Source organism: Myxococcota bacterium (assembly GCA_039030075.1).
Taxonomy (GTDB): Bacteria; Myxococcota_A; UBA9160; order UBA9160; family SMWR01; genus JAHEJV01.
Window position 1 is genome coordinate 186,375 of the sequence record JBCCEW010000009.1, and the last position, 25,242, is coordinate 211,616.

Below are 25,242 nucleotides of genomic sequence, written 5' to 3' on the forward strand. Positions count from 1 at the left end.
GCGGGACGCGGCTAGCGTCCGACGGCGGCAGCGCGCTTGCGCTGGGCGATGCGTTCCCGCGACGCGGCGAGGCGCTCGGCCGTGTCGGCGTGTTCGACGAGCGCGGCTGCGGCCTCCGCAGCCGCGACGCAGACCTCGGGCTCGTAGTCGAGGTTGTTCCCGATGCAGACGAAGTCGATCCCGGCCTGCAGAGCGCGGGTCACCGCTTCGGCGGTCGGGCAGGGGAGGCCGCGCATCTGCAGGTCGTCGCTGACGAGCAGCGTGTCGGGCCGCGCCTCGCGCAGCGGGCGAAGGATTGCGGGCGACACCGACGCGGGCCAGTCGGCGTCCCAGCCCCGATGCACGGCATGGCTCACGAGCACGGCGTCGCCCGGCACCTCCGACGCCAGCTGAGCGAAGAGGTCGACCTCGCGGGATTCGAGCGAGTCGGTGACGTCGGTGAGCTCGGCGTGGCTGTCGGTGCGCGCGGAGCCGAGACCCGGGTAGTGCTTCAGGCAGAGCTGCAGCCCGACGGCCCGCGCGGCCTCGAACCACAGGCGCGCGCCGCGAACGACCTCGAGCGGGTCGGGCGAGAAGGAACGCTCGACGGCTCCGATGTTCGGGTTGGCCGGGTTGAGGTCGAGGTCGATCACCGGGGCCAGGTCCAGATCGATCCCGACGTCGTGCATCTCGCCGAGACTCGCAGCGAGCGCGGCTCGGGCTTCCAGCTCGGGGAGCGCGGAAAGTGCCTTGGCGCTCGGCAGGTCGACGAAACCGTGGTCGGGCTTCAAGCGTCGTACGAGTCCGCCCTCCTGGTCGACGCAGACGAGGGGGCGCGAGGGCAGCGCGTGCACCGCTGCGCAGAGCGCGGTGACCTGATCCTTCGAGGCGACGTTGCGGGGGCCGCCATCGCGGGTCATGTCGCGGTCGAAGAGCAGGACGCCGCCGAGTCCGAAGCGCGCCTCGAACGCGAGCAGCCAGTCGGGGAGCTCGAACCCCCGAAAGCCCAACATGAAGTGCTCGCCCGTTCGCATCGATCGACCTCTCACCCGACCCCGTAGTCTCCAGAGGTGCGCCGTAGTCTCCGGAGATTCGCCAGAATCTCCAGGTCGAGGGAGGGGTAGTCCAGATCGGCGGGCGAAGCTCGGCGGCAGGCCTTGACGAAGTTCCGAGGGCGACTCCAGACTCAGGGTGCGGTTTCGGGGCCAGAGGTCGAGGGAGACCCGATGGACCACGGTCGGGAAGAACATCGCGCAAGCGGCGGAAGGTGGAGCCGGTGTGTCGCGTGGCTGGTGTTCGCGCTCGCCTGCGCGGGCGGCCCTGCGCCGACGGGTCCGTTCGTCGTCGCCAACGAGAGTTCCTTCACCCTCACCGACGTGCGGGTGCGCCCGGCGGATCCGGCCGGGAACGCGTGGGGAGAGAACCGCTTGGAGTCCGACCTCCAACCCGGGGACAGCCTGTCCCTCGCGCTGGCAGCGGGTCGCTGGGACGTCCGCTGCGAAACGCGCAGCGGCGACGTTCTGGTCTTCGACGCCCAGCCTCTGGAACGCGCCGGCTACCGTCTTTCCGTGCTCGACGACGTGCCCGAGGAGCTCCCCGAGGCCCTCGGTGCCGTCGAGGTCCCTCTCTCCCCGTCCGAGTCCGAGTTCGTCGCCGGCTGCGCGGCGAGTGGCGTCGCCCAGCCCGCCTGCCGCTGCCTCGCGCTGCGACTCCGCGCGGACGGCATCGATCCGGGGACGACTGGCCCCGTCGATCTCGAGGCCTACGCCGACGTGCTCGCGGCGTGCGTCGACGATCCGGACGGCTCCTCGGAGGGGGTGGCGCGCTGAGCTCGAGGCTCCTGCCTGCGACGACCCTGGCCCGGATTCGCGAAACGCAAGACGCCCTGTCCGGATCTCCAGACAGGGCGTCTTTGCTTGCGCTCGGAAGCCGGTTTCAAGAGGGATCCGACTCCCCAGTGGGCCCTTTCGGGTACCCCCTCAGTCTAGCTTGGCGCCGGGCGCGTCGCGCTTGCACGCCTTGATGCCGTTCTCCATCGACCGGGTCGTCGTGTAGAGCTGGCTGTGGGCGATGACCCGCCGGTTCTTCGCCAGCAGCACGAAGCAGTGCTTCCCGTTCCTCGCGCGGCGTCGCTCGTAGTTCTTGTCGGCGCGGGCGTTCGCCTTCACCGAGCGGATCCCGTTCAGCTCACCGCTGCGCGACGCGTAGCGCTGGCTGGTGAGGACGATCTCTCCGTTTCCGGCGCGCAGGTTGAACATGTACTGACCGTTGCTGGTCTTCTTTCTCTCGAAACGTCCCGCCATCTCGGGCACCCCCTTTTGTGATGTTGAGAGCCTTCCAGATTGCCGGGCCGAAGTCGACGCTCTGGCGCGCCGAATGCGGACCGGGTTCCATCTCGAATCAGGCGCCCGCCTGCTTCGGCATGTCGAGCACGTGCAGGTCGCGCTGGGGGAAGGGGATCGTGGCGCCACCGGCCTCCAGCCCTTCCTTGACCTTCTGGTAGAGATCGAAGCGCAGGTCCCAATAGTGTTCCGGCTTGCACCAGGGAGCGACGAGCAGGTCGACCGAGGACTCGCCCATCGCCGTGACCCAGACCTGCGGCGCCGGATCGGCCAGCACGCGCTGGTCTGCGCGCAGCACTCGCAGGATCGCTGCGCGCGCATCGTCGATGTCGTCGCTGTAGGAGATCCCGAACGAGAGATCGTTGCGACGGGCTTCCTTCGCCGTGAAGTTCTTGATCGTTGCGCCCCAGACGGCCGAGTTGGGCAGCACGATCAGGGTGTTGTCCAGCGTGGCCAGGGACGACGCGAAGAGGCCGATCTCCTCCACCGTTCCCTCGACGCCGCCGGCTTCGACGTAGTCGCCCAGCCGGAAAGGACGGAAGATCAGGAGCATGACTCCCGAAGCCAGGTTCGAGAGGCTGCCCTGGAGAGCCAGGCCGATGGCCAGGCCGGCGGCGCCGAGGACGGCGACGAAGGAAGTGGTCGGGATCCCGAAGAGTCCGAGGACGCCGATGCCCACGAAGGTGAGGACGGCGTAGTAGGCGAGCGAGGCGAAGAACGGGACCAGGGTCTCGTCGAGACGCGTGCGCTCGAGCCCCTTCCGGGTCCAGCGTTTCACGATGCGTGCGACGATCAGTCCCACCACCAGGAAGGCGATCGCGCCCACGACGCGAAGTCCCCAGGTCGAGAGCAGGCTCGAGAGCGATTCGAGGGTCGACGACAGGTCGAAGCCTGCCAGTACATCTTCGTTCACGGTGTCCTCCAGCGCGGCCCAGGCCGCGGTCTTCGTGGAGGGAATGCGCCCGGGTCGCGTTTCGTCACTCCACGGTTCTCGGACGGCGATCTGAAAAGTGACCCCGGGTCGCGAGAACGCATTGGTCCCGTATGGGCGCAACGTTTCCGGCGAACGCAGCCGCAGGGCTGCTTGCATCCCAAGCCCATCGAACCTACCTATCTCCGCGCGCGACAGCGCGAAGGGGTGCAATGACCCTCACGGACCCGGACCGAGCGCTCGTCGAACGCGCCCAGGCCGAGTTGCCCTACGGCACGAAGGCATTCGACGAGCTGATCGGCCGCCATTCGTCGCGTGTCTTCGCGCGGTGTTACGCGATCCTGCGTTCCCACGCCGATGCGGAAGAGGCCTCCCAGGACGTGTTCCTGGCCGTGTTTCGGAGCCTGCCCCGCTACCAGTTCGATCGCCCCTTCTCCCACTGGCTGTCGCGCGTCACGCTGAACGCTTGCCGCATGATCCTGCGTCGCCGGGCCGCCGAACAGCGACGCAGGGACAGCTATGAGCGCGAGCAACCGCCGCCCGAGCCCCCTCCCACCCGCGACATCGGTCTGCGTCGCGTGGTCGAGTCGCTGCTCGACGAGCTCGATCCGGGCATGCGGGTCGCTCTCGTGATGCGCTTCGTGGAGGAGCGGGGCTACCGCGAGATTGCCGAGAATCTCGGGATCTCGGAGTCGGCGGCGAAGATGCGGGTTTCCCGGGGTGCGAAGCGCCTGCGGCAGCTGTACGAAGAACGCGAATCGGCCGGTGCGTCCGGCCCGGAGTCTGGCGATGAGTGATCCCATCCGCCCCGACGAAGAGGTCGCTGGCGAGCTCCTCGAGCTCCTGCGCGCGGATCAACCGGACCCGCCGGGCAACCTCGCCGAGAAGACGAAGCAGAAGGTCCGCGCGTCGATCACGTCGCGCGATCTCATCGATCTGACTACGATCGTGTTCGTCCTACGCTTTTGTGCACCCCTGATGGACCTCGTCGCGGCACTGTTCGGCGTCGAGAGCCAGGACCAACGAGGTTCCCATGACTGATCAGTTCCAGGAGATCAGCGAGCTCCTGCGCACGATGTTCACCGACAGCGCGGCCGCGGTGATCGGGTTCCTGCCGAAGCTGATCGGCGCCCTGGCCGTGCTGATCGTGGGGTGGATGATCGCGCGCCTGATCAGCGCGATCCTGCAGCGCATCGTCGCCACCGGGCTCGACGGGGTGCTCGAGCGGCTCGGCGTCAGCGCCGCCCTCGAGCGCACCTCGATCTCGGCCACTCCCTCCGAGATCCTGGCCAGAGTCGTCTACTGGTTCTTGATGATCGCCTTCCTGATGGCGGCGTCCCAGATCCTCGGGCTCACGGCCGTCACGAGCGCGATCAGCCGAATCTTCGGGTACATCCCCAACGTCATCTCCGCGGCCCTAGTGCTCGCGGCCGGGGTGTTCCTGGCGCGGTTCGTCGGCAACCTGGTCGAGTCGGCGGGGAGCGCCGCGAACCTCTCCTACGCGCGCGGTCTCGGCGCGGTGTCGCGGACCAGCATCGTGGTGATGGTGGGAGTCGTCACCCTGGAGCAGCTCGGCGTCGACACCCAGATCCTGGTCACGGTCATCACAGTGGTGGTCGCCGCGATCACCGCGGGCATGGCGCTGGCCTTCGCGCTGGGGGCGCGGGGCGTGGTGGGGGGGCTGCTGGCCGGCCACTACCTGCGCCAGAGTCTGCCCACCGATGCAGCGGTCGAGATCGGGGGTGAGCGGGGCGTGGTCGAGGAGGTCGGGCCCCTGCGCACCGTGTTCCGGGACGGCGAGCGCAGCTGGTCGATCTCGAATCAGCGCCTCGTCGACGAGATGATCCGCAGCGACGCCGCCGGGGGCTGATCCGGGAGCGGCAGGAAGCCCTCGGATCCATTGCGCTTTCCGGATTCTTGCCGGGTGCTGTGACGAATCCGCCGAGGCGCGCATTGGCTTCGTGACGGCGCGACAGAACGCGCCTCAGCGGAGGACCCCCACGATGCGAATCTGGATCACCTGTTTTGCCTTGGCCGTCGCGCTCGCGTGCGGCACCGAGGATTCGAGCAAGAGCGCGATGGACAGCCTCGGCGATGCGGCCGAGCAGATGGCTGCCGAGGCACGCGAAGGGGCGGCTGCCCTGGGCGAGAGCGTCGGTGACGCCGCGGATGCGGCCGCCGAAGGCGCCAAGGACATGGCGGAATCGGCCGCCGAGACCACCCGCAACGCGCGCGACGCCGCGGCCGAGGGCTACGAAACCGCCGTCGAGAACGTCGCCGAGACCACCGACGCGGCCACCCAGCAGCTCGCCGACGCGCGAGACGCCACGGTCGACGCGGTCGCCGATGCCAAGGATGCGACGGCCGAAACGATGACCGACGCCAAGGATGCCACCGCGGAGAAGGCCGCCGCCTTGCGCGACGCCGCTGCGGAAACCACCCAGGAGGCGGCGGACGCGGTCGCCGACGCGTCGGCGGCCACGGCGGCCACGGCGGATGCGGCCGAGTCGGCCATGGCCGATGGTGGGGCGGCGCTCGAAGCGGCAGGTGAGGCGCCGGCCGCAACGCGCTAAGGCTCCCGGGTGCGCGAGCAGGCGCGTCCGACCCCATCCCAACCTCAGCCAGGAGAATCCCTTTCCATGCGTCGATCCTTTCCCTTGATGGTCGCCCTTTGTGGCACCGCGCTGGCGTGCGCCAGCGTTCCCCAAGTCGCGCCCTTGCAGGTGCAGAGTCTGAAGCCCCGCGCCGGTGAGCGCGTGATCGTGGACCAGGCCGTGTACCTGATCGACTCCTCGGGTTCGATCGACGGCGGCGCTCAGTTCGCCCAGGAGCGCGCTCTGTTCCAGACGCTCGTGGCCGGCATGCCCGACGGCAAGTACGAGTCGGGCGGAATCAGCTTCGGCGGTGTCAATCGCGAGACCCACCCGCTCTCGAGCTTCGATCGCTCGGCGCTCCAGGGATACGCGGGCGGCCTCTCCTACCTGAACGAGGGCACGCCGATCCACACCGTGATCTCGGAAGCCCGCAGCGAACTCGGCGACTCGCGCGGTCGCGCTGCGATCGTGCTGCTTTCGGACGGTCGTCCGAGTGACATCGGTGGCCGCGAGATTCCCGACAGTGTTCCGCTCGACGCCGCCCGCGAGGCGGTTGCCAGCTACGACGGGAAGCTCTGCATCCACACCGTGCAGATCGGGAACGATCCGGCCGGTGCCGCGTTCCTCAAGCAGCTCTCCGATGTGTCGGGCTGCGGCGTGAACGTGGCCCAGTCGCAGTTGGCCAGCGCGGCGGGCGTCGAGAGCTTCGAGCGCGCGGTGTTCCTGGGTGGAGCCGCTCCGGTGGCGAAGAAGATGCCCGGTGACCGCGATGGCGACGGGGTGCTCGATCCCGACGATCGCTGCCCGAACACGCTGCGCGGCGCGAAGGTCGATTCGCGCGGTTGCTGGCGGATCCAGGGCCTCTACTTCGCGACGAACAGCGACGTCATCGATCCGGCCTCGAAGATCCGCATGGACAAGGAAGTCGTTCCCGTCCTCAAGGCGAATCCGGGTGTCACGATGAGCATCGATGGCCACACCGACGCGCGGGGTGCCGCCGCCTACAACCAGAACCTGTCCGAGCGGCGGGCGAAGGCGGTGCGCGACTTCCTCGTGTCGCGCGGTATCGACGGCGACAAGCTGAAGTGGCGCGGCCTGGGCGAGACCCAGCCCGCCGCCCCGAACGACACGAAGGAAAACATGCGGCTCAACCGCCGCACCGAGTTGACCGTCGTGCGCTGAGTCGCCCTCGGAAGAACCTCGCGAAGGTCGTCCGGGTCACCCGAGTGGGGGGACACACCGGGCCCTGGATGACCTTCGCGGGGGTCTCCGCGTCCGTCAGGGCGCTGCGCAACGCCGGATCTCGACCGAGGTCCGGCGTTCGCACATCGGGTGCCCGCTTCCGCGCAGCCGGTCCGTCCGAAGCTCTACCAGTGCTCGGCCATGCGATCGCCGAGGAGCGTGGCGATGGCGGCATGTCCCGGCGCGTTCAGGTGCCCGTCGTAGGCGTGGTAGAGCTCCCAGGGGCGTGGGGTCCCTGCGAGCGCCTGCTGGGCGTCGATCCACACGGCTCCGTGGGCTTCGGTGACCTCGCGCGCACTCTCGGCGTGCGGGTTGCGTCCGGGTGGCCGCAGGAAGACGTCGTAGGCGGGGATGTAGAGCACGGCCACCCGGATCCCGGCGGCGCGCGCTTCTTCGAGCAGTTGCCCCAGGAGCTGTGCGTTCCAGGCGATGCGCTCCTCCCACTGCGGCGTTTGCTCCGGGTCGTGGAACGCCCAGCTGGTGCTGAGCGGACGCTCGGCGTCGAAGCGGACGCCGTGCTTCTCGATCGCCTCTTCGCGACTCAGCACCGGTTGGTCTGCCTTGCGACCAGGCTTCACGTAGGGCGTGCTGTGGAGCCGCTTGCCGCGCAGCCGCCGGCTCAGCTGCCGGAAGCGTCGCCGCAGGACCGACGCGTCGAAGCGTTGGATGAGGCTGCGAACGCCGGTCGGAGGCTCCAGGCGTTCGGGAAGCGTGGTGTAGACGTCCCCCACCTCGAGGTCGAAACGGTTCATGTGGATGACGTTGTCTTCGGGGTCGTTGTCGAAGAGCTGAACGACGAACCAATCGGGGGAGAAGTGCTCACGCGTATAGCGGGCCTGGGGCACGAACCACAGCGGACACCCGCCGTTCTTCGCCGCGTTGATCATCTCGACGCCGGTGGCTTCTTCCACCCGATAGGCGTAGGTGTCCTCGAACTCGACGCCCCAGCCCGCCGAGAAGGAGTCGCCCAGCACCACCACCCGCGTGGTGTCCGGCGTCGGCGTCTCACTGCGGTCCGCGCGATCGCGGTGGCCGAAGCGATTGATCGAGAAGCCCACGCGAAACTCGTCGGCCAGCAGGTCGGCCGCCGTGTTCGGCGCGTAGGGAACCAGGATGCCCCCCATCCGCGAGCGTCGCTGGAGGTAGACCTCGTCGACCAGAACGCTCGCGACGCCCTCGGCGAGCACGACGCCGAGCAGCGTGAAGACCAGCAGCAGCACCCATTTCATGGCCGCATGGAAGCGAAGGCGTCTCGGACTGTCGACTGGCGAGAGGCGCTCGTCAGCTTGCGGTGTCGAAGGCGTTCCAGCCCAGGATCTCGCCGACGGGCTTGCGGGGGCCGGGGCGGAACCCGGTCCCCAGGGTGTAGGCGACCGGGAAGAGTCCCACCTGCATGTAGACCTGCGACGGCACGCCGAGCAGCTCCGCGAGCTCGGCTTCGCGCCACAGATGGCCGGTGGTCCAGGCACTCCCGAGGCCGCGGGCGCGCAGGGCCAGCATGAAGCTCCACACGGCTTGGAGGATCGAGCCCCACTGACTGGCCTGGTAGAAGGCGTGGCTTCCCGGACCGTCACCATCCGTGCGCCCTGCCAGGAGCGGGATCACCACGACGGGCGACCGGTGGAAGTGGTCGCGGAGGTACTGGGTGGAGCTCTCGATGCGGTCGGCGCCCGGGACGTGAGCACCCGGATAGCCCGCGTCGCCGAACGTGGCGATGTAGTCGTCGAGGCCCGCGTTGTAGATCTCGGCGATGCGGGTGATGAGCGCGCGGTCGTCGAGCGCGATCCAGCGCCAGCTGTTGAGGTTGCCGCCGTTTGGTGCCTGGGTGGCGATCTCGAGACAGGTCTCGATGATCGCGCGGGGCACGGGGCGATCGAAGTCGAGGCGCTTACGCACCGTGCGCGTCGTGGTGAGCAGCTCGTCGAGGCCCAGGTCGAGGATCTCCGCGCTCATCCGGCGACGCATCCCTTGGCGGTGACCAGGGGCAGATCGGCGTAGCTGCGCAGCCCCGCCGGTGCTTCGCAGACGGCCGGGATGGCATGGACCGCCGGCAGACCCGTGATGATCATGCCGAGGGACATCCAGTCGTCCGGGCTGCGCGCGACGAAGTCACGCGGCGGACGAATCTCCATGCGCAGCTTGAGCGTCGGGCTGCCCTGCACCTCGAGCAGATAGGCGTGCTCGATCGGCCAGGGCTCCTCGACGTGGGCTCCCATCTTCCAGCGGAAACCGACATCGAAGACCGTGCGGCCGCCGAGCTTTCCGAGCCAGCGCCCCTCGACCCCCGCGACGTGTCCCTTGCGGATCACCATGAAGCCGAGGTCGCTGTCGGCGGTGGCGGGGGCGAAGCGGGCCTCGAAGTCCACGGCGTCGAGGGTGATGCCGAGCGCCTCGGCCATGACGTAGAGACCGTCCGAGAAGACGAGCGAGCCCTCGCGCACTTTCGCCGTGAGATGGGGCGAATCGATCGGGTCGTCGAAGCCGACGCTGCGCTGGGTCTCTGCCGAGGCGTATCCCGACGCGTCCTGGGACTCGGTGATCGTGATCTTGTCGATCCGGTTGCACGCCCCGGCGGTGGCGAGCGCCATCAGGTTGCTGAACCCCGGATGCATGCCGGTGCCCATGATCGAGGTCTGTCCCTGCTCGCAGGCTTGGCGCAGCCGCGCGCGACCGGCCTCTCCGAAGGATCCGTGTCCGGTGAGGAAAGCCGCGGTCGTCGTGACGTTCGTGCCCGAGGCGAGGATGCGGCAAAGTGTGTCCAGGTCGGGCCACAGCGGCGTGTAGCAGACGCAATCGGCCCCGAGCTCGAGCAGTGCGTCGACGTCGCGGGTAGCGACGACGCCGACGGGCGCCTCGCCGACCAGTTCGCCCGCGTCGACGCCAGCCTTCGCCTCGCTCCAGGCGAAGCAACCCGCCAGCTCGAGGTCGGGGTGCTGCAGGATCGCCTTCAGGGTCTGGGTTCCGACGTTGCCCGTGTTCCACTGGACGACCCGATACGCCATACGCTTCTCCTCGACGGACGCGCTCCCCGAGTTGGGGGCCGGGTCAATCTAGCCGAAAGCGTGGAGGGAACCGGTTGGTCAGGGCGACGCGACGGGCTGGGCCGGCGCGCGATCGTTCAGACCCCAGTCGTAGGGAACGAAGACCAGGCGGCAGTCTTCGCAGCCCGCGAGGACGCGGTCGCCATCGGGGTGGGCGAGCCGGACGTAGCTCTCGAGGGAGGCCTCGCGGGCCGGATCCTGTTGCGTCACCCAATCCGTGAAGTCGTCCGTGTACCAGTCGAAGATCGACGAGAGGTGGATCTCCCGGTCTCCCGGGCGGACTTCGAAGTTGCGCGCCTCACCGAGGAAGCGCCGCGTTTCCCGGGCGAGCTGTGCCTCGAGCGTGGTCGGCCGGAACGCCTCGGCCGGAAGCCGCGGGCAGCTTCGCGAGGCGCAGTTCAGGGCGAAGTGGATCCGCGGATCGGGGAACCGCTCGCGCACCACGCCGTTCTCGAGTTCGTAGAGCGAAAGGGTCTCGCCTCCGAGCGTGACGTGCTGGAAGAAGAAGAAGCCCGCCAGATCGGGCACGACCCAACGGGCTGGGGCCGGAGAGGGAACCTCGCGGACGCTCGCGATCGGGTAGTGCTCGAGGACGAGGGCGATCGCCCAGGCGTTATAGGCGTTCAGCCAGTAGGCGAGTCGATCCGCGTCCGACGGGAAGTGGTCGGGCGTCGCGTCCGGGCTCGCCGTTGCCAGTGCAACCAGGTAGCGGTCCAGGTCGCTCCGATCGCCGGCAGCGGCCGCGTAGTCGAGGCGACCCCGATCATCGACGTGACGCGAAAGGAAGGCGTCGAAACCGTCGTGCTGGAACAGAGCGGTGGCTTCCCCTGGGCCTGCCGCGAGCGGCGGTGCGTGCACCGTGACGCAACCCGACAGGGCCATCACGAGACACAGGGCGGGCAGGGCGAACCCGGCCGGGCGCGCCCCGGGCGAGTGAGATCGATCTCGAGGCACGACGCTTCTCCGCTTCGAGGGGCGCCTCTCGGATGCCGGCCCCCGCGCCGGGTTTCGGCGCACGGCCGGTTGGCAGGATGCTGAAGAACCCATGCCCGTCGCCACGCGGCGTCTCCCGGCCGCCTTCTTCGTTCCCGAAACTCGCGGTAGCGGCACTACGGCTTCGTTTCGGCGCCTCGAAGGCAACCGGAACTCGCTCGCGTGGCTCGGTCCAGGGCTCTTCGGCAACCTGCTAGTCGACGTCGCCCAGGACGGCGCGGATCGCGTCGGAGAGCTCGCTCATCCGGAACGGCTTCGAGACGAAGCAGGATCGGTCGAGCGCCGCCGTGCGTCGAATGGCGTCGCGCTCGCTGTGACCGCTCATGAAGATGAGGGGCAGGTCGGGGTGGATCGCGCGCAGCTCCTGACCCACCCGCTCTCCGTCCCACTCGGGCATCGAAAGGTCGACGACGGCGCAGGCGAACGGCGGGCTCGCCATCCGCAGTACCTCGACGGCCTCGGGACCGCCGGCCGCCGCATGTGCCTCGTAGCCCAGCTTCCGCAGCACCCGCGATGCGACGCGGCGGACCGCCTCGTCATCGTCGACCACGAGCACGCGGCCCTCGCCCATCGGCAGGCGGGTCGCAGCGCCCGACTCGGTGGTGGTCGCCGGGATCCGCTGTTCCCGCAAGAAGAGGGCGCGGAAGGTGGTGCCCTCGCCGGGCGCGCTCCGCACCTCGAGCAACCCGTGGTGGGACCGCACGATGCCCAGCACCGCGGCCAGGCCGAGCCCGCGGCCCTCGATCTTGGTGCTGAAGAACGGGTCGAAGATGCGCTGCTGGGTGGCTTCATCCATGCCGCAGCCGTCGTCGCGCACCTCGATGAAGACGTAGTCGCCTTCCGTCGGCTCTTCGGCGATGCCGCCGGAGAGCAGGCGGTCGCGATCCACCCACTCGTGACCGATGCGGACCTGGACCCGCCCGCCGAGGTCGGGGAGCGATTCGGACGCGTTGGTGATGAGGTTCATCACCAGCTGGCGAATCTGGGTGGCATCGGCGTGGATCCACAGCGGCTTCTCTGCGGGCTCGAGCGCGAGTCGCCCGCGCCCGACGCTGGTCCGCAGGAGCGCGCTCATCTCCGACACCAGGGCCCCCACTTCGAGGGGTGCCGGCGCCACGCTGGTGCGACCGGCATAGGCGAGAAGCTGGGTGGTGAGCTCCGCCGCGCGGACGCTCGAGCGGCGGATGTCGATGAGGGCGGTCGCGACGGGGCTCTCGGGGTCGACGTCCGAGAGCGCGAGGTCGGCGTTGCCGAGGATGCCACTCAAGAGGTTGTTGAAGTCGTGGGCGATGCCTCCGGCGAGCACGCCCAGGCTCTCGAGTTTCTGGGACTGGCGCACCCGGCTCTCGAGCTCCCGGCGTCGCTCCTCGGCGCGCACCCGTTCGGTCACGTCCGTACACACGGCGAGGACCCACTCGGGCTGGCCGTGCGGGCCGCGCAGTGCCCGCATCTCCGCCTCGAAGTAGAACTCGCCTCCGGGCAGTTCGACGCGCTGGAAGAGGCTCTCTTCGATCCCGGACTCGAACACCCGGGCGATCTTCTCGAGGATCTCGGCGCCGGCCGCGCCCGGGACGAAACGCGTGAGCAGCGATCCCTCGACGTCACTCTTGTCGACGCCGTGGACCGTGACGCGGTCCTCGATCAGGCCGACGATCGACTCCATGCGGCCATGCCGGTCGAGGAGCACGACGCGGTTCTGGGAGAGCGCGGACACGATCGCCTGCAGCCGGTTCTTGCTGCGTTCGAGTTCGGCGCTCTCTGCGACCCGCTCGGTCGTATCGTGGATCACGCCCAACACGAAGTCGGTGGAGCCGCCGGCGTGGCAGACGGGCGCGAAGTTGACGGCCAGGGAGAAGCTCCGGAGCGGGGTGGTGAGCTCGACCTCCAACTGGCGCTCGACGCCCCGGTCGTAGACGTCGCGAATCACCTCGACGGCTTCCCGTGCGCGCGCCTCGGGAAGGAAGTCGAAGGGGCCCTTGCCATGGGCTTCCGTGCGCCGAATTCCGTACGGGTTGGCGCGGTTGTTCGGGCCCACCGGGTCGCCGTACACCTCCAAGACGTGGCCCTCGCGGTCGAAGGCCACGACGCGCGTGCTGCCCAGAGACGACAGCACGGTCCGCAGGTGATCCTCGCTCTGTTGCACCTCCGCCAGGGACTGGGCCGCGAGTTCCCGCAGGCGCTCGATCTGCGAGATCAGCTGAAGGGCGACGAGCGGGATCGCGACGCCGATCCAGGCGAACCAGGGAACTTCGCGCGTCCCGAGCCGCAGATTGGTGATCGCGTCGGCGGTTTCGAGGGCGGCGAGGGCGAGGAAGCCAGGGGCGATGGCCCGCTGGACCCAGCTGGCCTCCCGCGTCTCGCGCTGCACCAGGCTCGCGGCGACCAGCAGCAGCGGCGGCTCGACCAGCAGGGGGACCAGGGCGACGACCGTGGACGCGCCGGCCAGCGAGGCCGCGATCCGCACCGCCGCGATGCCGACCGGCGCCCAGAGCAGGGCTCGCGGGACGGGGCGGTGGGAGAACTGAAGCGCGCCCGCGACCATCAACGGGACGAAGGCGGCGCTCGGAACGAAGGCGAGCAGGCCGAACGGGACCTCGGGGAAACGCGAGCGGAACGCGAGCAGCAGGCCTGTCAGCAGGAGGCAGGCCCAACCCATCGGCCAGTACCCGCTGGGCGCGATGCTGGTGAGCGCGCGGCGACCACCGATCCAGAGGCCGAGCGCCGCGAGAGAGAAGGCCAGCAGCAGCAGCGAGTGCCATTCCATCGCACCCCATCCTACCGCTGTGTCGCGAGCCACGGCACAGAAAGTCCTCCGACGACGCCTTCGTTTCGAAATAAAACACTTGTATTAGTTCATGGAATGGTCTATCGAGGACCCGAACCGGCACGCTCGCCGGAGGAGGGACGACACCATGTGGAAGACCCTGGGAATCGGCTTCGCGCTCCTGGTCCTCGTCGTGGGAGGGGTTTTCTGGTTCTCCGACGATGCCCGGCACGAGGCGAACCTGCGCGCGGCCGAGATGGCCGGTGAAGTCGCGACGGGCTTCGTGCGTCGCCAGGCGGGCAGCTCCCGTGCGGCGGATTTCATCAACATCCCGGTCGAGGTGCGTGAACTCGCCTCGGGGGTCTATCAGGCACGCGGCGTCGGCAACGTGCATCTCATCGCGACCGATGAAGGGCATGTCGTCTACGACACCGGGCTCGCGACCCAGGCCGCGAAGCAGAAGCGCCTGCTCGAAGAGGCCGTGCCAGAAGGGGACGTGACCCACGTCGTCGTCAGCCACTCGCACCAGGATCATGCGGGCGGCGCGAAGTTCTGGGTCCGCGACGGCGTCGAGCTCGTCGCGCATCGCGAGTTCTCCGAAGAGCAGCGCTACCTGAAGGAGCTCGAGGACTACCTCTTCTTCCGCAACCGGACCCTGTTCCCCTGGATGCCCGAGTCCGCGCCGAAGTCGGGCCCCTTCGTCTACGGTGGCGACGAGCCGACGATCCTCGTCGACGACCTGAACCCGCTCGTCTTCGAGCAGGGCGGCGTCCGCTTCGAAGTGCTCTCGACGCCCGGAGCCGAGGGAGCCGACAACATCTGCCTGTGGCTCCCCGACCAGAAGATCCTGTTCAGCGGCGACTTCTTCGGGCCCATCTTCCCGCAGTTCCCGAATGTGTTCACGATGCGGGGCGAGAAGGTGCGCAAGCCGATCGAATACATCCGCTCGCTCGACCTCATCATCGCGCTGGAGCCCGAGATGATCGTGCCGAGCCACAAGGATCCCGTCACCGGTCGCGAGGAGATCCTGTCGGACCTCCGGCGCATGCGCGACGCCGTCCGCCACGTGCACGACGCGGTCGTCGCCGGGATGAACGGTGGCAAGACGGTCTACGAGCTGATGGAGGAGATCACGCTGCCGCCCCATCTCGAACTGACCCAGGCCCACGGCCGGGTGAGCTGGGCGGTGAAGAGCATCTGGGAGTACTACGCGACCTGGTTCCACTTCGACACGACCACCGAGCTGTATCCCGTCCCGGCCCGCGCGCTCTACGGGGACATCGCAGCGGCTGCGGGTAGTGACACCCTGGTCGAACGCGCCCAGCTGCACCTGGACGCGGGACGTCCCGTGCACGCGCTGCACCTGCTCGACATCGTGGTCGAGGCCGAACCCCGACACCAGCGGGGCCAGCAGGTACGGCGAGCGGCGCTCGAGCGCCTCCTCGACGATGCCCAGGAGCTGGGCAACAGCTACGAGATCGACTGGCTGCACTACCGGATCCGCCTCACGGACGAAGCGCTCGGCGACGCCGCATGAGTACCGCGGTCGTCGAGCGGCGCGACGGCGAGGCGACGCGCGAGAAGATCCGCCGGGCCGCCGAGTCGCTCTTCACCCGGCGCGGGCTGGCAGCGGTGACGCTGCGGGAGATCGCCCGGGAGGCCGGGCAGCGGAACGTCGCGGCGGTCCAGTACCACTTCGGAAGCAAGGAAGGCCTGATCGCCGACCTGGTCGACCGGCACCAGGCCGAGATCGATGCAGAGCGGCGCGCCCGCCTCGATCGCTGTCTCCGCGGAGGACGCGAGCAGGATCTCGACGCACTTCTCGACGTCCTCCTCGAACCCCTCGCGGCAAAGCTCGAGTCGGCCACGGGTCGCGCCTACCTATTGATCCAGGCCGAGCGTCTCGGCCAGGAGGGGCTTCGCCCAGCGACACGCGAGCTCGTGGGATACCTGTCGCGCGCGTTGGGGACGACACGGTCCGACCCGGAACGGGATCGGCTGGCCGTGCTGCTGGTCTTCCACGCGCTGGCGGATCGGGCGCGGCAAGAGGAGCATCGCCGGGATCGGCGCGGACGGGCGCGGCTGGTCCAGCATCTGCGCCACGTGCTCGCCGGCCTGTTCGACGGATAGACGCCACGCCCCCGTTGACCGCGCGGCGCCGTTTGCGACCTTCGCCCGTGTCGCGCGCCGAGGATCTCGGAGACACGGTTCCGCGGCGCGGCCGGGTTCGAGGGGAGGGCTCATGCGCATCGTCGGCGGAATCGCGCTCGTTCTGGCGCTGGCACTCCTCGTGGGAGGCTGGATCGCCTTCGGCACCTACGCGCCGCTGGCGGTCGATCCGGCCTGGGAGGTCGCAGGCGATCGCGACATCCCGGAAGGGGCCCTCACGGTCCGCTACACGGGGTGCGCCACCCTGGTGTTCTCCGACGGCGAGACGACCTGGATGACCGATGGCTGGTTCACCCGTCCGGGCCCCTTGGCTCTTGGTTTCGGCGAGATCGAGCCCGACCTCGCGGCGATCGATCGCGGGCTCGCGCGAAACGAGGTGACCGAGCTGGCGGCGGTCTTCCCGCTGCATTCGCACTACGACCACGCCATGGACGCTCCCGAGGTGGCGGAGCGGACGGGCGCCCTGCTGCTCGGCTCGGAGTCGACGGCGAACATCGGGCGTGGGTGGGGGCTCGACGAATCCCAGATCCGCGTCGTCGAAGACCGCGTGCCCGTGCGGATCGGTCGGTTCGTCGTGACGCCGATCGAGTCGAAGCACTTCGCGTTCCCGGATCCGGCCTTCGCCGAGTCGGCGCTGGCCGATCCGACCATCGCCGAGCCGCTCGTGCCCCCGGCCGGCGCCTTTGCCTACAAGGTCGGCAAGGCCTATGTGCTCCACGTCGCCCATCCGAAGGGATCGTTCGCGATCGTGGGTAGCGCTGGGTACGTGAAGGGCGGCCTCGAGGGGTACGACGCCGACGTGGTGTTTCTGGGGATCGGTGCACTCGGGTCCCAGACCGACGAGTACCGCGAAGCCTACTGGCACGAAACCGTGGACCGTATCGGGGCGACCCGGGTCGTCCCGATCCACTGGGACGGTTTGACGAACCCGATCGAGGGGCCCTTCCAGGGCTCGGTGCGTGTGCTCACGCTGGTCGCCGCCGGCGGCGACGACCTCTTACGCGATTTCCTCGAGGCAAAGCGGGCGGCGACGCCCGAGCGCGCGTTCTTCACCTTGCCGCGCTACGACCCGGTCGTGCTGTTCTAGGCGTCGTCCTCGTCGTCTTCGGTCGCTTCGGCGCTGGCGCTGTCGGGCGACGCCGCCGGCGGACTCGAGGGGGGCGGCATCGCATCGGGCGGCGACCAGGTCTCGGGCCGCTCGATGGGAAGCCGCCAGGCGGCCTCGGTGCCGGCGACCGTGTCTTCGAGTTCTCCGCGCGGGATCGGCTTCGAGAACAGATAGCCCTGCATCATGGCGCAACCCCGTTGGTGCAGAGAGTCCATTTCCTCGATCGTCTCGACTCCCTCGGCGAGCACCTCGAGGCCCAGGCCGTGGGCGATGCGGATGATCGCCTCGAGGATCACGGCGTCCGGGTCGGTGACCGCCGCGCCGCGCACGAAGGATTGATCGATCTTGAGGGTGTCGACGGGCAGCCGCTTGAGGAGCGTGAGCGAGGAGTAGCCGGTTCCGAAGTCGTCGATCGCCGTGCGGATCCCCATCTCGCGCAAGCGCTGAAGGCCTTGCAAGGCGGAGTCGCTGGCGGCAAGGGACTCGGTGAGCTCGAGCTCGAGGCGGTGCGGCTCGAGTCCGGTCTCCTCGAGAATGGCCCGCACGCGGTTGGGGAATTCCTCGTGGTCGAGCTGTCGCCCCGAGATGTTCACGGCGACGCGGGCGTCGGGGATGCGTTCCCAGCTCGCGGCGGCGATGCAGGCCGTTCGCAGGACCCACTCCCCGAGCGGCACCATCATGCCGGCTTCCTCGGCGACGCCGATGAACTCGGCCGGCGACACGATGCCGCGCGTGGGGTGCTTCCAGCGGACCAGCGTCTCCACGCCGATGATCTCTTCGGTGACGACGTTGACCTGGGGCTGGAACATCAGGAGCAGCTGTCCGCCGTGGATCGCCTCGCGCAGGCCGTTCACGAGCTCGAAGCGCTCGGTCGCTGCTTCGTTCATCTCGTGGCTGAACACACTGACGCGGTTCTTCCCCGATTCCTTCGCGTGGTAGAGCGCTGTATCCGCGTGGCGGATCACTTCGTCGACGTCCGCGCCGTTCTCGGGGAACATCGCGATGCCGACGCTCGCGCTCACCCAGCATTCGGCGCCGGCCAGGTGGTAGGGCTTCTCGATCTGCTCGCGAATGTGATTCGCGACGCGCTCGGCGGCCTTCACGTTCGGGACGTTGCGGATCGCGGCGAGGAATTCGTCTCCGCCGATACGCGCCACCATGTCGCTCTTGCGGATCATCTTGCGCAGGCGTCGCGCCACGTCGACGAGCAGCTCGTCGCCGACCGGGTGCCCGAGGTTGTCGTTCACGGCCTTGAAGCCGTCGAGATCGAAGAAGAGCACCGCCAGCTGGCTCCCGTTGCGCTTCGCATCGGCGATCGCGGTGCCGAGCTGGGCGAGGAACGAGTAGCGGTTCGGAAGCTCGGTCAGACTGTCGTGGGTGGCCAGGAAGTGCTGACGTTGCTGGGCCTCGGTGAGATCGCGCAGCATGCGGTGGCGTTCGACCGCGTGGAGCAGCGTGCGGGAGATCAGGGCCGGCGTGACCTCACCCTTGGTCAGGTAGTCCTGGGCGCCGGCACGCGCCGCCTTGAGTGCGACGGCCTCGTCCCGCTCGTAGGTGAGCACCACGATCGGGATGTGGCGCGCCGCCACGCGCGCGCGCATCAGCGAGCCGAGGCCACCCGCTTCGTCGATCGAGAGATCGAGCAACAGGACGTCGTAGCTCTCGTGCTGGAGCTTCCCGAGTGCCTCCTCGACGTCGGTCACGCGCGTGATCGAGAAGCGCGTACCCTCCGGCCGCGACAGCACCTCGAACAGGCGCTTCGCCGAAAGGTCGTCTTCCTCCACCAGCAAGAGCGAGATGGAGTGGTCTTGTGTCGAGTCGGCAGACTCGGTCATTCCCGATCCGGTCCCTCAAAGCGCTCGCGCCCGCGCGCCATCTCCGAATCGGCGGATTCGCCCAGAAACTCCAGGGAGTTGAACGGTCTGCCGCAGGTTTCTCGCGGCTCGGGTCCGCTCGGGGCGGAGCGGTCCGTTCCGGTCGGAAGGGAGGCGGCCGCTGCCGGCGGCCGTCGGCGAAGTCAGGCCTCGTCGCTCTCGGGCGGATCGCCGCGGAGTTCGTTCCAGGCGTCGGCGGCGCGGCGCCGGTAGGCGTCGATCCGCTCGATCTTCAGGTCCTCGAACCCCCGGATCTGCTCGGGCAGGCTTGCGAAGGCCACGAGCTCCGCGTGGTTCCCCGGCCGCAAGAGCGGTAGGGCGGCCTCGATCCGCTCGACGTACTCGGGCGGGAGCTCTCGTTCCAGGCGCCGGACCTCGGCCCAGCGGAAGGGGTCGAGCCAGCTGCCGCGCAGCGGTTTCGCCGCGGCGAGCAGGGCCATGAAGGCCCGCGCCCAGCTCCCGAAGCGGAGCTTGCGCTGCAAACCGAATGCGCGCAGCAGCGGCGGGTGCAGATGCCAGTGCAGCCGTGCTCCACGTCCCCGCACCCGGTCCGCGGGAGCCAGACCCTCCGGGTCGCGCATCAGGCGCGCGACCTCGTACTCGTCCTTGTACGCGGTGAGCTTGTAGAGATTCGCTGCGACGGCCAGGGTCAGCTCGTCGCGCGTGCCGGGCAGGCGGGCCTCGGCCTCGGCGACCTGCTCGACGACGTCGAGCCACCGCTCGGCGGTGCGGACGTTCTGCCAGGCGATCAGCTCCGCCGCGTAGCGGCGGAGCGCCAAGCTGCGGGTCTCCGTCAGACCGAGCGCCGCCACGCGCGCCTCGACGGCCGCGGGCAGCACCGGGGCGATGGGCGACGCGCTCGCCGTGGCTGCACACGCTTCCTCGATCGCCGCCGGGTTCGCGACCTGGGCGCGGCCCCAGCGGAAGGCGGCGAGGTTCTGGTCGACGGACACGCCGTTCAGATCGATCGCCTCTTCGATGCGCGCGGGTGAGATCGGCAGACACCCGGCCTGGACGGCCATGCCGACGACGAACAGGTTCGCCGTCGTCGCGCCTCCGAACAGGGCCCGGGCGATGCCGGCGGCATCCGCCCAGAAATGGGCATCGGCGCGCGTCACTTCCGACAGCCGCTCGGCCAGCGCGTCGGCGGTGGGGAGCCCGGGCTCGGGGTGGGTGATCATCTCGCCGGTGGGTGTGGGCGAGGTGGATCCGACGACGGTGGTCTTCTCGGGGCTCGCGGTGAGCAGCCCTTTTTCCGAGGCCGCCACCAGCCCGTCGAAGGCCAGCAGGAGGTCGGCCTGACCTTCGCCCAGTCGATTGGTGTGGGTGGGAGCGCCCCGCGAGAGGCGCAGGTCACTCACCACCGGGCCGGCCTTCTGGGAAAGTCCGATCTGGTCGAGCCCCCGCACCTGGAACCCATCCAGCATGGCGGCTGTTCCGAGCACCTGGGACACGGTCACGACGCCAGTGCCGCCGATGCCCGTGATGCGCGCGGCGAAATCGTCGGCGGGGACCCGAAGCTCCGGGTCGGGGAGCGGTGCCGGCGGGGCGGGCGGTGCGCTCGCGACCTCGCTCGGGTCGGCGCGGAACCAGCGATGCCAGAAGCGCTCCGGCCGGGAGGTCACCGTCATGAACGACGGGCAGTCGCCTTCGAGGCAGGAGTAGTCGAGGTTACAGCTCGTCTGCTCGATCTCGGTCTTGCGGCCGAAGAAGGTCTCGACCGGTTGCACCGACAGGCAGTTGCTGACCCGCCCGCAGTCTCCGCAGCCTTCACAGACCCGTGGATTGATGACGACGCGTTGCTTCGGGGTCGGGAGCCGGCCGCGCTTCCGCGCCCGTCGCGTCTCGGCGGCACAGGCCTGGTCGTGGATCAGCACGGTGACGCCGGGAACGCGCGCCAGACGCTCCTGCACCTCGAGGAGCCGCGCTCGCGGGAAGACCTCGACGTCCGGGGGAAGCACGACGGCGTCGTAGCGGTCGGGTTCGTCCGCGGTGATCCAGACCTTCGCGACCCCTTGTTCGAGGAGGATCCGGGTGACTGCCGGCACGTCGAGCTGACCCTGGGGGTCCTGCCCGCCGGTCATCGCGACCGTGCCGTTGAAGAGCAGCTTGTAGGTGACGTTGACCCTGGCGGCGACGGCGGCCTGGATCGCGAGCTGTCCCGAATGGAAGAAGGTGCCGTCGCCGAGGTTCTGGATGAAGTGTTCGCGTTCGACGAAATCGGACATGCCGATCCACTGGGTGCCCTCGTTCCCCATGCAGGCGACGCCGGCGATCTCGCCCACGCGCTTCTCGTCCATCAGGAGCGTCATGGTGTGGCAACCGATGCCGGCGCCGACGAGCGCGCCGTCGGGCACGACGGTGCTGCGGTTGTGGGGACAGCCGGAACAGAAGAACGGGGTGCGCTGCGCTTGCAGGACCGGGAGTTCGGGGGAGGGTGCGAACTCGGGGCGGTCGAGCCTGTGGCCGACGCGTGACTCGAGACGCGTCCAGAGGATCGGAGCGAGCACGTCTGCATCGAGGGCGCCGTGTCCCGGGAGCAGTGCGGCGCCGTCTTCGTCGGTCTTGCCCACGACGGCCGGGCGTCCGGGCAGCGCGTAGAGCGCGTCCTTCACGAGTGACTCGAGGTTCGGCTGCTTCTCCTCGATGACGAAGACTTCGTGGAGGTCGCGCGAGAACCTCCGCACGGTCTCGGGATTGAAGGGAAGCGGCATCCCCATCTTGAGCAGGCGAATCCCGCAGGCCTCGATGTCGGCGTGGCTCTCGAGGCCGAGGCGCCCAAAGGCCTCGCGCACTTCGCGGTACGTGATCCCCGAAGCGACGATGCCGAGCCAGGCTTCCTTCGGGTCGACGGTGACGCGGTTCAGATGATTGTCCGACGCGTACTGCTTCGCGAGCTCGTAGCGCACCTCGGTGATCTCGCGTTCGAGGTCGAGGGTGTGCGGGGTGAGCAGGCGGCCGTCCGGGCGGTGGAGGTAGGGACGACCGTTCCAGGTGGGCAGGACCGGAACGATGCGTTCGGGGTGCAGCTCGACGCTCGCCGTGGCGTCGGCGACATCGGCCACGATCTTCAGCGCCGACCAGAGCCCGGTCAGTCGCGAGAGCGCGATGGCGTGTCGGCCCAGGTCGAGCGCCTCGGCCGGGTCGCCCGGGTAGAGCAGGGGCACGTGCATGCCGGCCAGGATTCCGGCCGACGACGAGGGCAGGGTCGAACTCTTCGCGGACGGGTCGTCGCCGACGATCGCGACGGCCCCGCCGTACATCGAGGTTCCGGCGTAGACCGCGTGGCGCAGCGCGTCCGAGGCACGATCGACGCCCGGCGCTTTTCCGTACCAGAGTCCGACGATGCCGTCGTAGCGGCAGTCGGGTTGGATCGCGGCGAGCTGCGATCCCATCACGGCGCTGGCCGCGTACTCCTCGTTCATGGCCGGGCGGCACCGCACGGGGAGGTCGGGGGCCAGGGCGGCTGCCCGGGCGGCCGCGCCGTCGTAGCCGCCCAGCGGGGATCCGGGATAGCCCGTGATGAGCGCGGCGGTGGTGAGTCCCGCGCGGCGGTCCGCGCGCAGCTGCTCGAGGGGCAAGCGGGCCAGGGCCTGGATACCCGTGAGGAAGACCGTGCCTTCGTCTGCGAGATAGCGGTCTTCGAGCCGATACTTGCCGTTGGCCGACATGCGGCCCCCCTGCGCTGCGGTGGTTCCGGGCTGTTCCTCCTAGCGGCGTCCCGAGCAATGGCTTGAGCCCGCCGAACCCCTGCTGGCAGAGCCTATCTCACCGGCGCGCGCCCTGGGGGCGGGTCAGACCCAGGCCGGCTTGCGGCCGATCAGCCCCGCTTCCTCCCAGGCATCCACGGTTTCGCGATCGAAACCGAGCTCGCCTTCGAGGACCTCGCGGTTGTGCTCGCCGAGCGTCGGCGGCGGCGTACTCGGCCCGTCACCGGCAACCCCGACATAGGGGAGGCCGGGGTAGCGCGAGCGGCCGGTCTCGACATGGTCGATCTCCGCGAAGAACCCGCGGTCGGTGAGCTGCGGATGCGGCGACACCCGGTGTCCGTTCACCAGGTGTTGGGCCGGGACGCTCGCGGCGAGGACGCGCGCTTCGGCGTCGGCGACCGGGAGTTCCGCGAAGAGCGCCGCAAGTCGGGCGTCGATCGCGTCGTGGTGGGTGTGGCGAGCCGCGGCCGTGTTCCAGGCGGGGTCGGCGAGGCCGGCGTCCGGGAAGGCGGAGCCCAGCGCGCGCCATTGATCGTCGTTCTCGACGGCCAGCACCAGGTACTCCCCCTGCTGGCAGCGATACGCCCCTTGCGGCGCGGCATCCGGGCCGCGATTCCCTTCCGAAGTCAGAGACGCGCCGTAGGCCGAGTGCTCCAACACCTGTTCCGCGGCAAGGTTGAGGCCCGGTTCGACCAGCGGCACCTCGATCTGCTGTCCCTCGCCCGTCTGCTCGCGCTGCGCCAACGCGGCGAGCAGGGCGGTCACCGTGTGGAGCGAACCGATCGGGTCGCAGACGTTCGGGGTGAGGGGAAGGTCGGCGTAGCCCGCGCGCCAGGCGATCCCACAGGCCTGCTCCACGTTCATCGCGAAGCCGGTGCGGTCGCGCCACGGGCCGTCGAGCCCCCAGGCGGGCATGCGCACCAGGATCAGACGCGGGTTCCAGGCGTGGAGCTTTTCCCAGCTGAGATCGAAGTGCTCGAGCACGCGGGGAGAGAAGTTCTCGATCAGCACGTCGGCGCGTTCGACGAGTGCCCGGAGGGCGGGCTGCGACTCGGCCGCGTCCAGGCGCAGGGTGATGCCTCGCTTTCCCGTGTTGGTGCCGTGAAAGATCGATCCGGCCTCCCACGGCGTGCAGCCGGGCTTCGTGTTGACGAAGCGCATGCCGTCCGGGCGCTGGATGGACTCGACCTTCACCACGTCCGCGCCGAGCTGGGACAGCACCCGGGTCGCAAACGGTCCAGCCCAGAACGCCGTGAGGTCCACGACGCGCAGCCCTTCGAGCGAGGTTGCGTCGGAAGGCGCCGCCGGTGCGCCGTTGCCCGCTTCCTCGGGCCAGGCCAGCGCGTGCTCGCCCAGCGACGGAGCCGGTCGGGGCGCCGGGTCGGGCACCGACGAGAGATGGATGGGGGACCGCGGCTGCAGAAAACCGTGGGGGTTGTCGACGAAGACGCCGCGTTTCGCGAAGTGGTCGACCCGCAGCAGGCGCTCGGCGTCACAGACCGGCGCCGACGGCAGCCGCAGGAGATTCGCCTGCTCGAGGATCTCCTCCACGCTGCGCGCGCGGGTCCAGGCGTGGATGACGCCGTGGATGAACTCGAGGTTCTTCATGCGCAGGTCCGCACTCAGGTTCTTCTCGTCCAAGCCGAGTTCGGGCTGCTCGATCATCAGGCAGAAGTCCTGCCACTGCTGGCTGGTGATCGCCGACAGGCCCACCCACCCATCGGACGCGGGCTCGATGGCCGGGGTGTCGAGGTACTGGGGCTGGAGGCCTTCCACGAACTGGCTGTGCAGGTCTGCGAAGGTCGTCGTGCACAGCAACATGCCTTCGAACATCGAGACGTCGACGTGGCGTCCCTCTCCGGTGTGCCGCGCACCGTGCAGTGCGGCGAGGGCGCCGACCGCCGCGAACGAAGCCGCGATGTAGTCGCCGAGTCGTCCGCCGGCACCGATCGGACCTCGCTCGGGGGTGCCACGACGTCCGGTGAAGCCGGTCGCCGCGAGCAGCGTCCACTCGTTCGCCGGCCGCTCGGCGTACGGTCCCTGGCGGCCCCAGGGCGACACCGAGACGACCGAGAGGCGCGGGTTGGCCTCGCGGAGTTCCGCGACGGAAGCGAGTCGGCGCTCCAGGGATCCCGGCGGACCGTTCTCGAAGAGCAGGTCCGCGTTTCTCGCCAGGGCGAGTAGCGCTTCGCGCTGCCCGGCTCCGCAGGATGCTCCGCGCTTGCCTCCGTTCAGGAACCGAAACAGGGCGCTGTCCTCGCCGTCCGGCAGGTCCTGACGCGAGGCGGTCCGGCGGCGCAGCGGGTCCGGTGCCTCGGGATCCTCGACCTTGAGGACCGTGGCGCCGAGATCCGCCAGGAGCTTCGTCGCGTAGGGGCCGCTGATCTCCTGGGAGAGATCGAGCACCCGGACGCCGCGGAAGGGGCGGTGCAGCGGGTCCGCGTGGGCGTCTCGTTCTTGGGCTCCAGCCATGGTTCTCCTCACCGACGGGGGAC

General features: G+C 69.4%; 20 protein-coding genes. 9 read left to right on the forward strand and 11 right to left on the reverse strand.

Features of this window, described 5'->3' with window-relative positions; translation table 11 throughout:
• Positions 1-11: 11 nt before the first annotated feature.
• Complete coding sequence (locus AAF430_12150; protein MEM7410980.1) at positions 12-1,013, reverse strand: glycoside hydrolase family 3 N-terminal domain-containing protein; 1,002 nt, start codon at positions 1,011-1,013, stop codon at positions 12-14.
• A 192-nt stretch (positions 1,014-1,205) separates the two neighbouring features.
• Here AAF430_12150 and AAF430_12155 point away from each other — a divergent pair, with 192 nt between their 5' ends.
• Positions 1,206-1,808, forward strand: coding sequence for a hypothetical protein (locus AAF430_12155; GenBank protein ID MEM7410981.1), 603 nt, complete (start codon positions 1,206-1,208; stop codon positions 1,806-1,808).
• 150 nt (positions 1,809-1,958) lie between these two features.
• Here AAF430_12155 and AAF430_12160 read toward each other — a convergent pair whose 3' ends face one another.
• Positions 1,959-2,282, reverse strand: a complete 324-nt coding sequence (locus AAF430_12160; GenBank protein ID MEM7410982.1) for a YegP family protein — start codon at positions 2,280-2,282, stop codon at positions 1,959-1,961.
• 97 nt (positions 2,283-2,379) lie between these two features.
• The gene (locus AAF430_12165; protein ID MEM7410983.1) at positions 2,380-3,234 is read right to left on the reverse strand and encodes a mechanosensitive ion channel domain-containing protein; all 855 of its coding nucleotides are present in this window, start codon (positions 3,232-3,234) and stop codon (positions 2,380-2,382) included.
• A gap of 230 nt (positions 3,235-3,464) precedes the next feature.
• On the opposite strand from AAF430_12165, the gene AAF430_12170 reads away from it, so the two are divergent.
• From AAF430_12170 to AAF430_12190, 5 genes are all read left to right on the forward strand, one after another.
• Positions 3,465-4,049 (forward strand): sigma-70 family RNA polymerase sigma factor, encoded by a 585-nt coding sequence (locus AAF430_12170; GenBank protein ID MEM7410984.1) that lies wholly within the window; start codon positions 3,465-3,467, stop codon positions 4,047-4,049.
• The gene (locus AAF430_12175) at positions 4,042-4,293 is read left to right on the forward strand and encodes a hypothetical protein (protein MEM7410985.1); all 252 of its coding nucleotides are present in this window, start codon (positions 4,042-4,044) and stop codon (positions 4,291-4,293) included. The genes AAF430_12170 and AAF430_12175 overlap by 8 nt, the downstream gene beginning before the upstream one ends.
• On the forward strand, positions 4,286-5,122 hold the full coding sequence (locus AAF430_12180) for a hypothetical protein (protein ID MEM7410986.1): 837 nt from the start codon (positions 4,286-4,288) through the stop codon (positions 5,120-5,122). The genes AAF430_12175 and AAF430_12180 overlap by 8 nt, the downstream gene beginning before the upstream one ends.
• 133 nt (positions 5,123-5,255) lie before the next feature.
• Positions 5,256-5,825: a hypothetical protein gene (locus AAF430_12185; protein MEM7410987.1), complete on the forward strand. Its 570-nt coding sequence runs from the start codon at positions 5,256-5,258 to the stop codon at positions 5,823-5,825.
• A 66-nt stretch (positions 5,826-5,891) separates the two neighbouring features.
• Complete coding sequence (locus AAF430_12190) at positions 5,892-7,028, forward strand: OmpA family protein (protein MEM7410988.1); 1,137 nt, start codon at positions 5,892-5,894, stop codon at positions 7,026-7,028.
• 185 nt (positions 7,029-7,213) lie between these two features.
• On the opposite strand, the gene AAF430_12195 is transcribed toward AAF430_12190, so the two are convergent.
• The 5 genes from AAF430_12195 to AAF430_12215 form a co-directional block, all read right to left on the reverse strand.
• Entirely contained in the window at positions 7,214-8,317 is a 1,104-nt protein-coding gene (locus AAF430_12195; GenBank protein ID MEM7410989.1) for an SGNH/GDSL hydrolase family protein, read from the reverse strand.
• Positions 8,318-8,369: 52 nt separating this feature from the next.
• Positions 8,370-9,041: a nitroreductase family protein gene (locus AAF430_12200; protein ID MEM7410990.1), complete on the reverse strand. Its 672-nt coding sequence runs from the start codon at positions 9,039-9,041 to the stop codon at positions 8,370-8,372.
• Positions 9,038-10,090: a dihydrodipicolinate reductase gene (locus AAF430_12205; GenBank protein MEM7410991.1), complete on the reverse strand. Its 1,053-nt coding sequence runs from the start codon at positions 10,088-10,090 to the stop codon at positions 9,038-9,040. Before AAF430_12205 ends, AAF430_12200 begins: the two co-directional genes overlap by 4 nt.
• Before the next feature lie 78 nt (positions 10,091-10,168).
• Positions 10,169-11,083 (reverse strand): DUF547 domain-containing protein, encoded by a 915-nt coding sequence (locus AAF430_12210; GenBank protein MEM7410992.1) that lies wholly within the window; start codon positions 11,081-11,083, stop codon positions 10,169-10,171.
• Between the two features lie 232 nt (positions 11,084-11,315).
• Entirely contained in the window at positions 11,316-13,886 is a 2,571-nt protein-coding gene (locus tag AAF430_12215; protein MEM7410993.1) for an ATP-binding protein, read from the reverse strand.
• Between the two features lie 148 nt (positions 13,887-14,034).
• On the opposite strand from AAF430_12215, the gene AAF430_12220 reads away from it, so the two are divergent.
• The 3 genes from AAF430_12220 (at position 14,035) to AAF430_12230 (ending at position 17,142) form a co-directional block, all read left to right on the forward strand.
• Positions 14,035-15,423 (forward strand): MBL fold metallo-hydrolase, encoded by a 1,389-nt coding sequence (locus tag AAF430_12220; GenBank protein ID MEM7410994.1) that lies wholly within the window; start codon positions 14,035-14,037, stop codon positions 15,421-15,423.
• Positions 15,420-16,016 carry a TetR family transcriptional regulator gene (locus tag AAF430_12225; GenBank protein ID MEM7410995.1) on the forward strand — a complete coding sequence of 199 codons (597 nt, stop codon included), beginning with the start codon at positions 15,420-15,422 and terminating at the stop codon, positions 16,014-16,016. The genes AAF430_12220 and AAF430_12225 overlap by 4 nt, the downstream gene beginning before the upstream one ends.
• A 112-nt stretch (positions 16,017-16,128) precedes the next feature.
• Positions 16,129-17,142, forward strand: a complete 1,014-nt coding sequence (locus AAF430_12230) for an MBL fold metallo-hydrolase (protein MEM7410996.1) — start codon at positions 16,129-16,131, stop codon at positions 17,140-17,142.
• On the opposite strand, the gene AAF430_12235 is transcribed toward AAF430_12230, so the two are convergent.
• From AAF430_12235 to AAF430_12245, 3 genes are all read right to left on the reverse strand, one after another.
• On the reverse strand, positions 17,139-18,998 hold the full coding sequence (locus AAF430_12235) for an EAL domain-containing protein (GenBank protein ID MEM7410997.1): 1,860 nt from the start codon (positions 18,996-18,998) through the stop codon (positions 17,139-17,141). The genes AAF430_12230 and AAF430_12235 overlap by 4 nt on opposite strands.
• A gap of 182 nt (positions 18,999-19,180) precedes the next feature.
• A complete protein-coding gene (locus AAF430_12240; protein MEM7410998.1) occupies positions 19,181-22,708 on the reverse strand; it encodes an indolepyruvate ferredoxin oxidoreductase family protein in 3,528 nt (1,175 codons plus the stop codon).
• A gap of 123 nt (positions 22,709-22,831) precedes the next feature.
• On the reverse strand, positions 22,832-25,219 hold the full coding sequence (locus AAF430_12245; GenBank protein MEM7410999.1) for a CoA transferase: 2,388 nt from the start codon (positions 25,217-25,219) through the stop codon (positions 22,832-22,834).
• Positions 25,220-25,242: the final 23 nt, after the last annotated feature.

Bases quoted from the DNA above. Each gene is read 5' to 3' on its own strand.
- AAF430_12150 (MEM7410980.1), bottom strand. From the start codon at position 1,013: ATGCGAACGGGCGAGCACTTCATGTTGGGCTTTCGGGGGTTCGAGCTC.
- AAF430_12155 (MEM7410981.1), top strand. From the start codon at position 1,206: ATGGACCACGGTCGGGAAGAACATCGCGCAAGCGGCGGAAGGTGGAGC.
- AAF430_12160 (MEM7410982.1), bottom strand. From the start codon at position 2,282: ATGGCGGGACGTTTCGAGAGAAAGAAGACCAGCAACGGTCAGTACATG.
- AAF430_12170 (MEM7410984.1), top strand. From the start codon at position 3,465: ATGACCCTCACGGACCCGGACCGAGCGCTCGTCGAACGCGCCCAGGCC.
- AAF430_12175 (MEM7410985.1), top strand. From the start codon at position 4,042: ATGAGTGATCCCATCCGCCCCGACGAAGAGGTCGCTGGCGAGCTCCTC.
- AAF430_12180 (MEM7410986.1), top strand. From the start codon at position 4,286: ATGACTGATCAGTTCCAGGAGATCAGCGAGCTCCTGCGCACGATGTTC.
- AAF430_12185 (MEM7410987.1), top strand. From the start codon at position 5,256: ATGCGAATCTGGATCACCTGTTTTGCCTTGGCCGTCGCGCTCGCGTGC.
- AAF430_12190 (MEM7410988.1), top strand. From the start codon at position 5,892: ATGCGTCGATCCTTTCCCTTGATGGTCGCCCTTTGTGGCACCGCGCTG.
- AAF430_12195 (MEM7410989.1), bottom strand. From the start codon at position 8,317: ATGAAATGGGTGCTGCTGCTGGTCTTCACGCTGCTCGGCGTCGTGCTC.
- AAF430_12200 (MEM7410990.1), bottom strand. From the start codon at position 9,041: ATGAGCGCGGAGATCCTCGACCTGGGCCTCGACGAGCTGCTCACCACG.
- AAF430_12205 (MEM7410991.1), bottom strand. From the start codon at position 10,090: ATGGCGTATCGGGTCGTCCAGTGGAACACGGGCAACGTCGGAACCCAG.
- AAF430_12215 (MEM7410993.1), bottom strand. From the start codon at position 13,886: ATGGAATGGCACTCGCTGCTGCTGCTGGCCTTCTCTCTCGCGGCGCTC.
- AAF430_12220 (MEM7410994.1), top strand. From the start codon at position 14,035: ATGTGGAAGACCCTGGGAATCGGCTTCGCGCTCCTGGTCCTCGTCGTG.
- AAF430_12225 (MEM7410995.1), top strand. From the start codon at position 15,420: ATGAGTACCGCGGTCGTCGAGCGGCGCGACGGCGAGGCGACGCGCGAG.
- AAF430_12230 (MEM7410996.1), top strand. From the start codon at position 16,129: ATGCGCATCGTCGGCGGAATCGCGCTCGTTCTGGCGCTGGCACTCCTC.
- AAF430_12235 (MEM7410997.1), bottom strand. From the start codon at position 18,998: ATGACCGAGTCTGCCGACTCGACACAAGACCACTCCATCTCGCTCTTG.
- AAF430_12240 (MEM7410998.1), bottom strand. From the start codon at position 22,708: ATGTCGGCCAACGGCAAGTATCGGCTCGAAGACCGCTATCTCGCAGAC.
- AAF430_12245 (MEM7410999.1), bottom strand. From the start codon at position 25,219: ATGGCTGGAGCCCAAGAACGAGACGCCCACGCGGACCCGCTGCACCGC.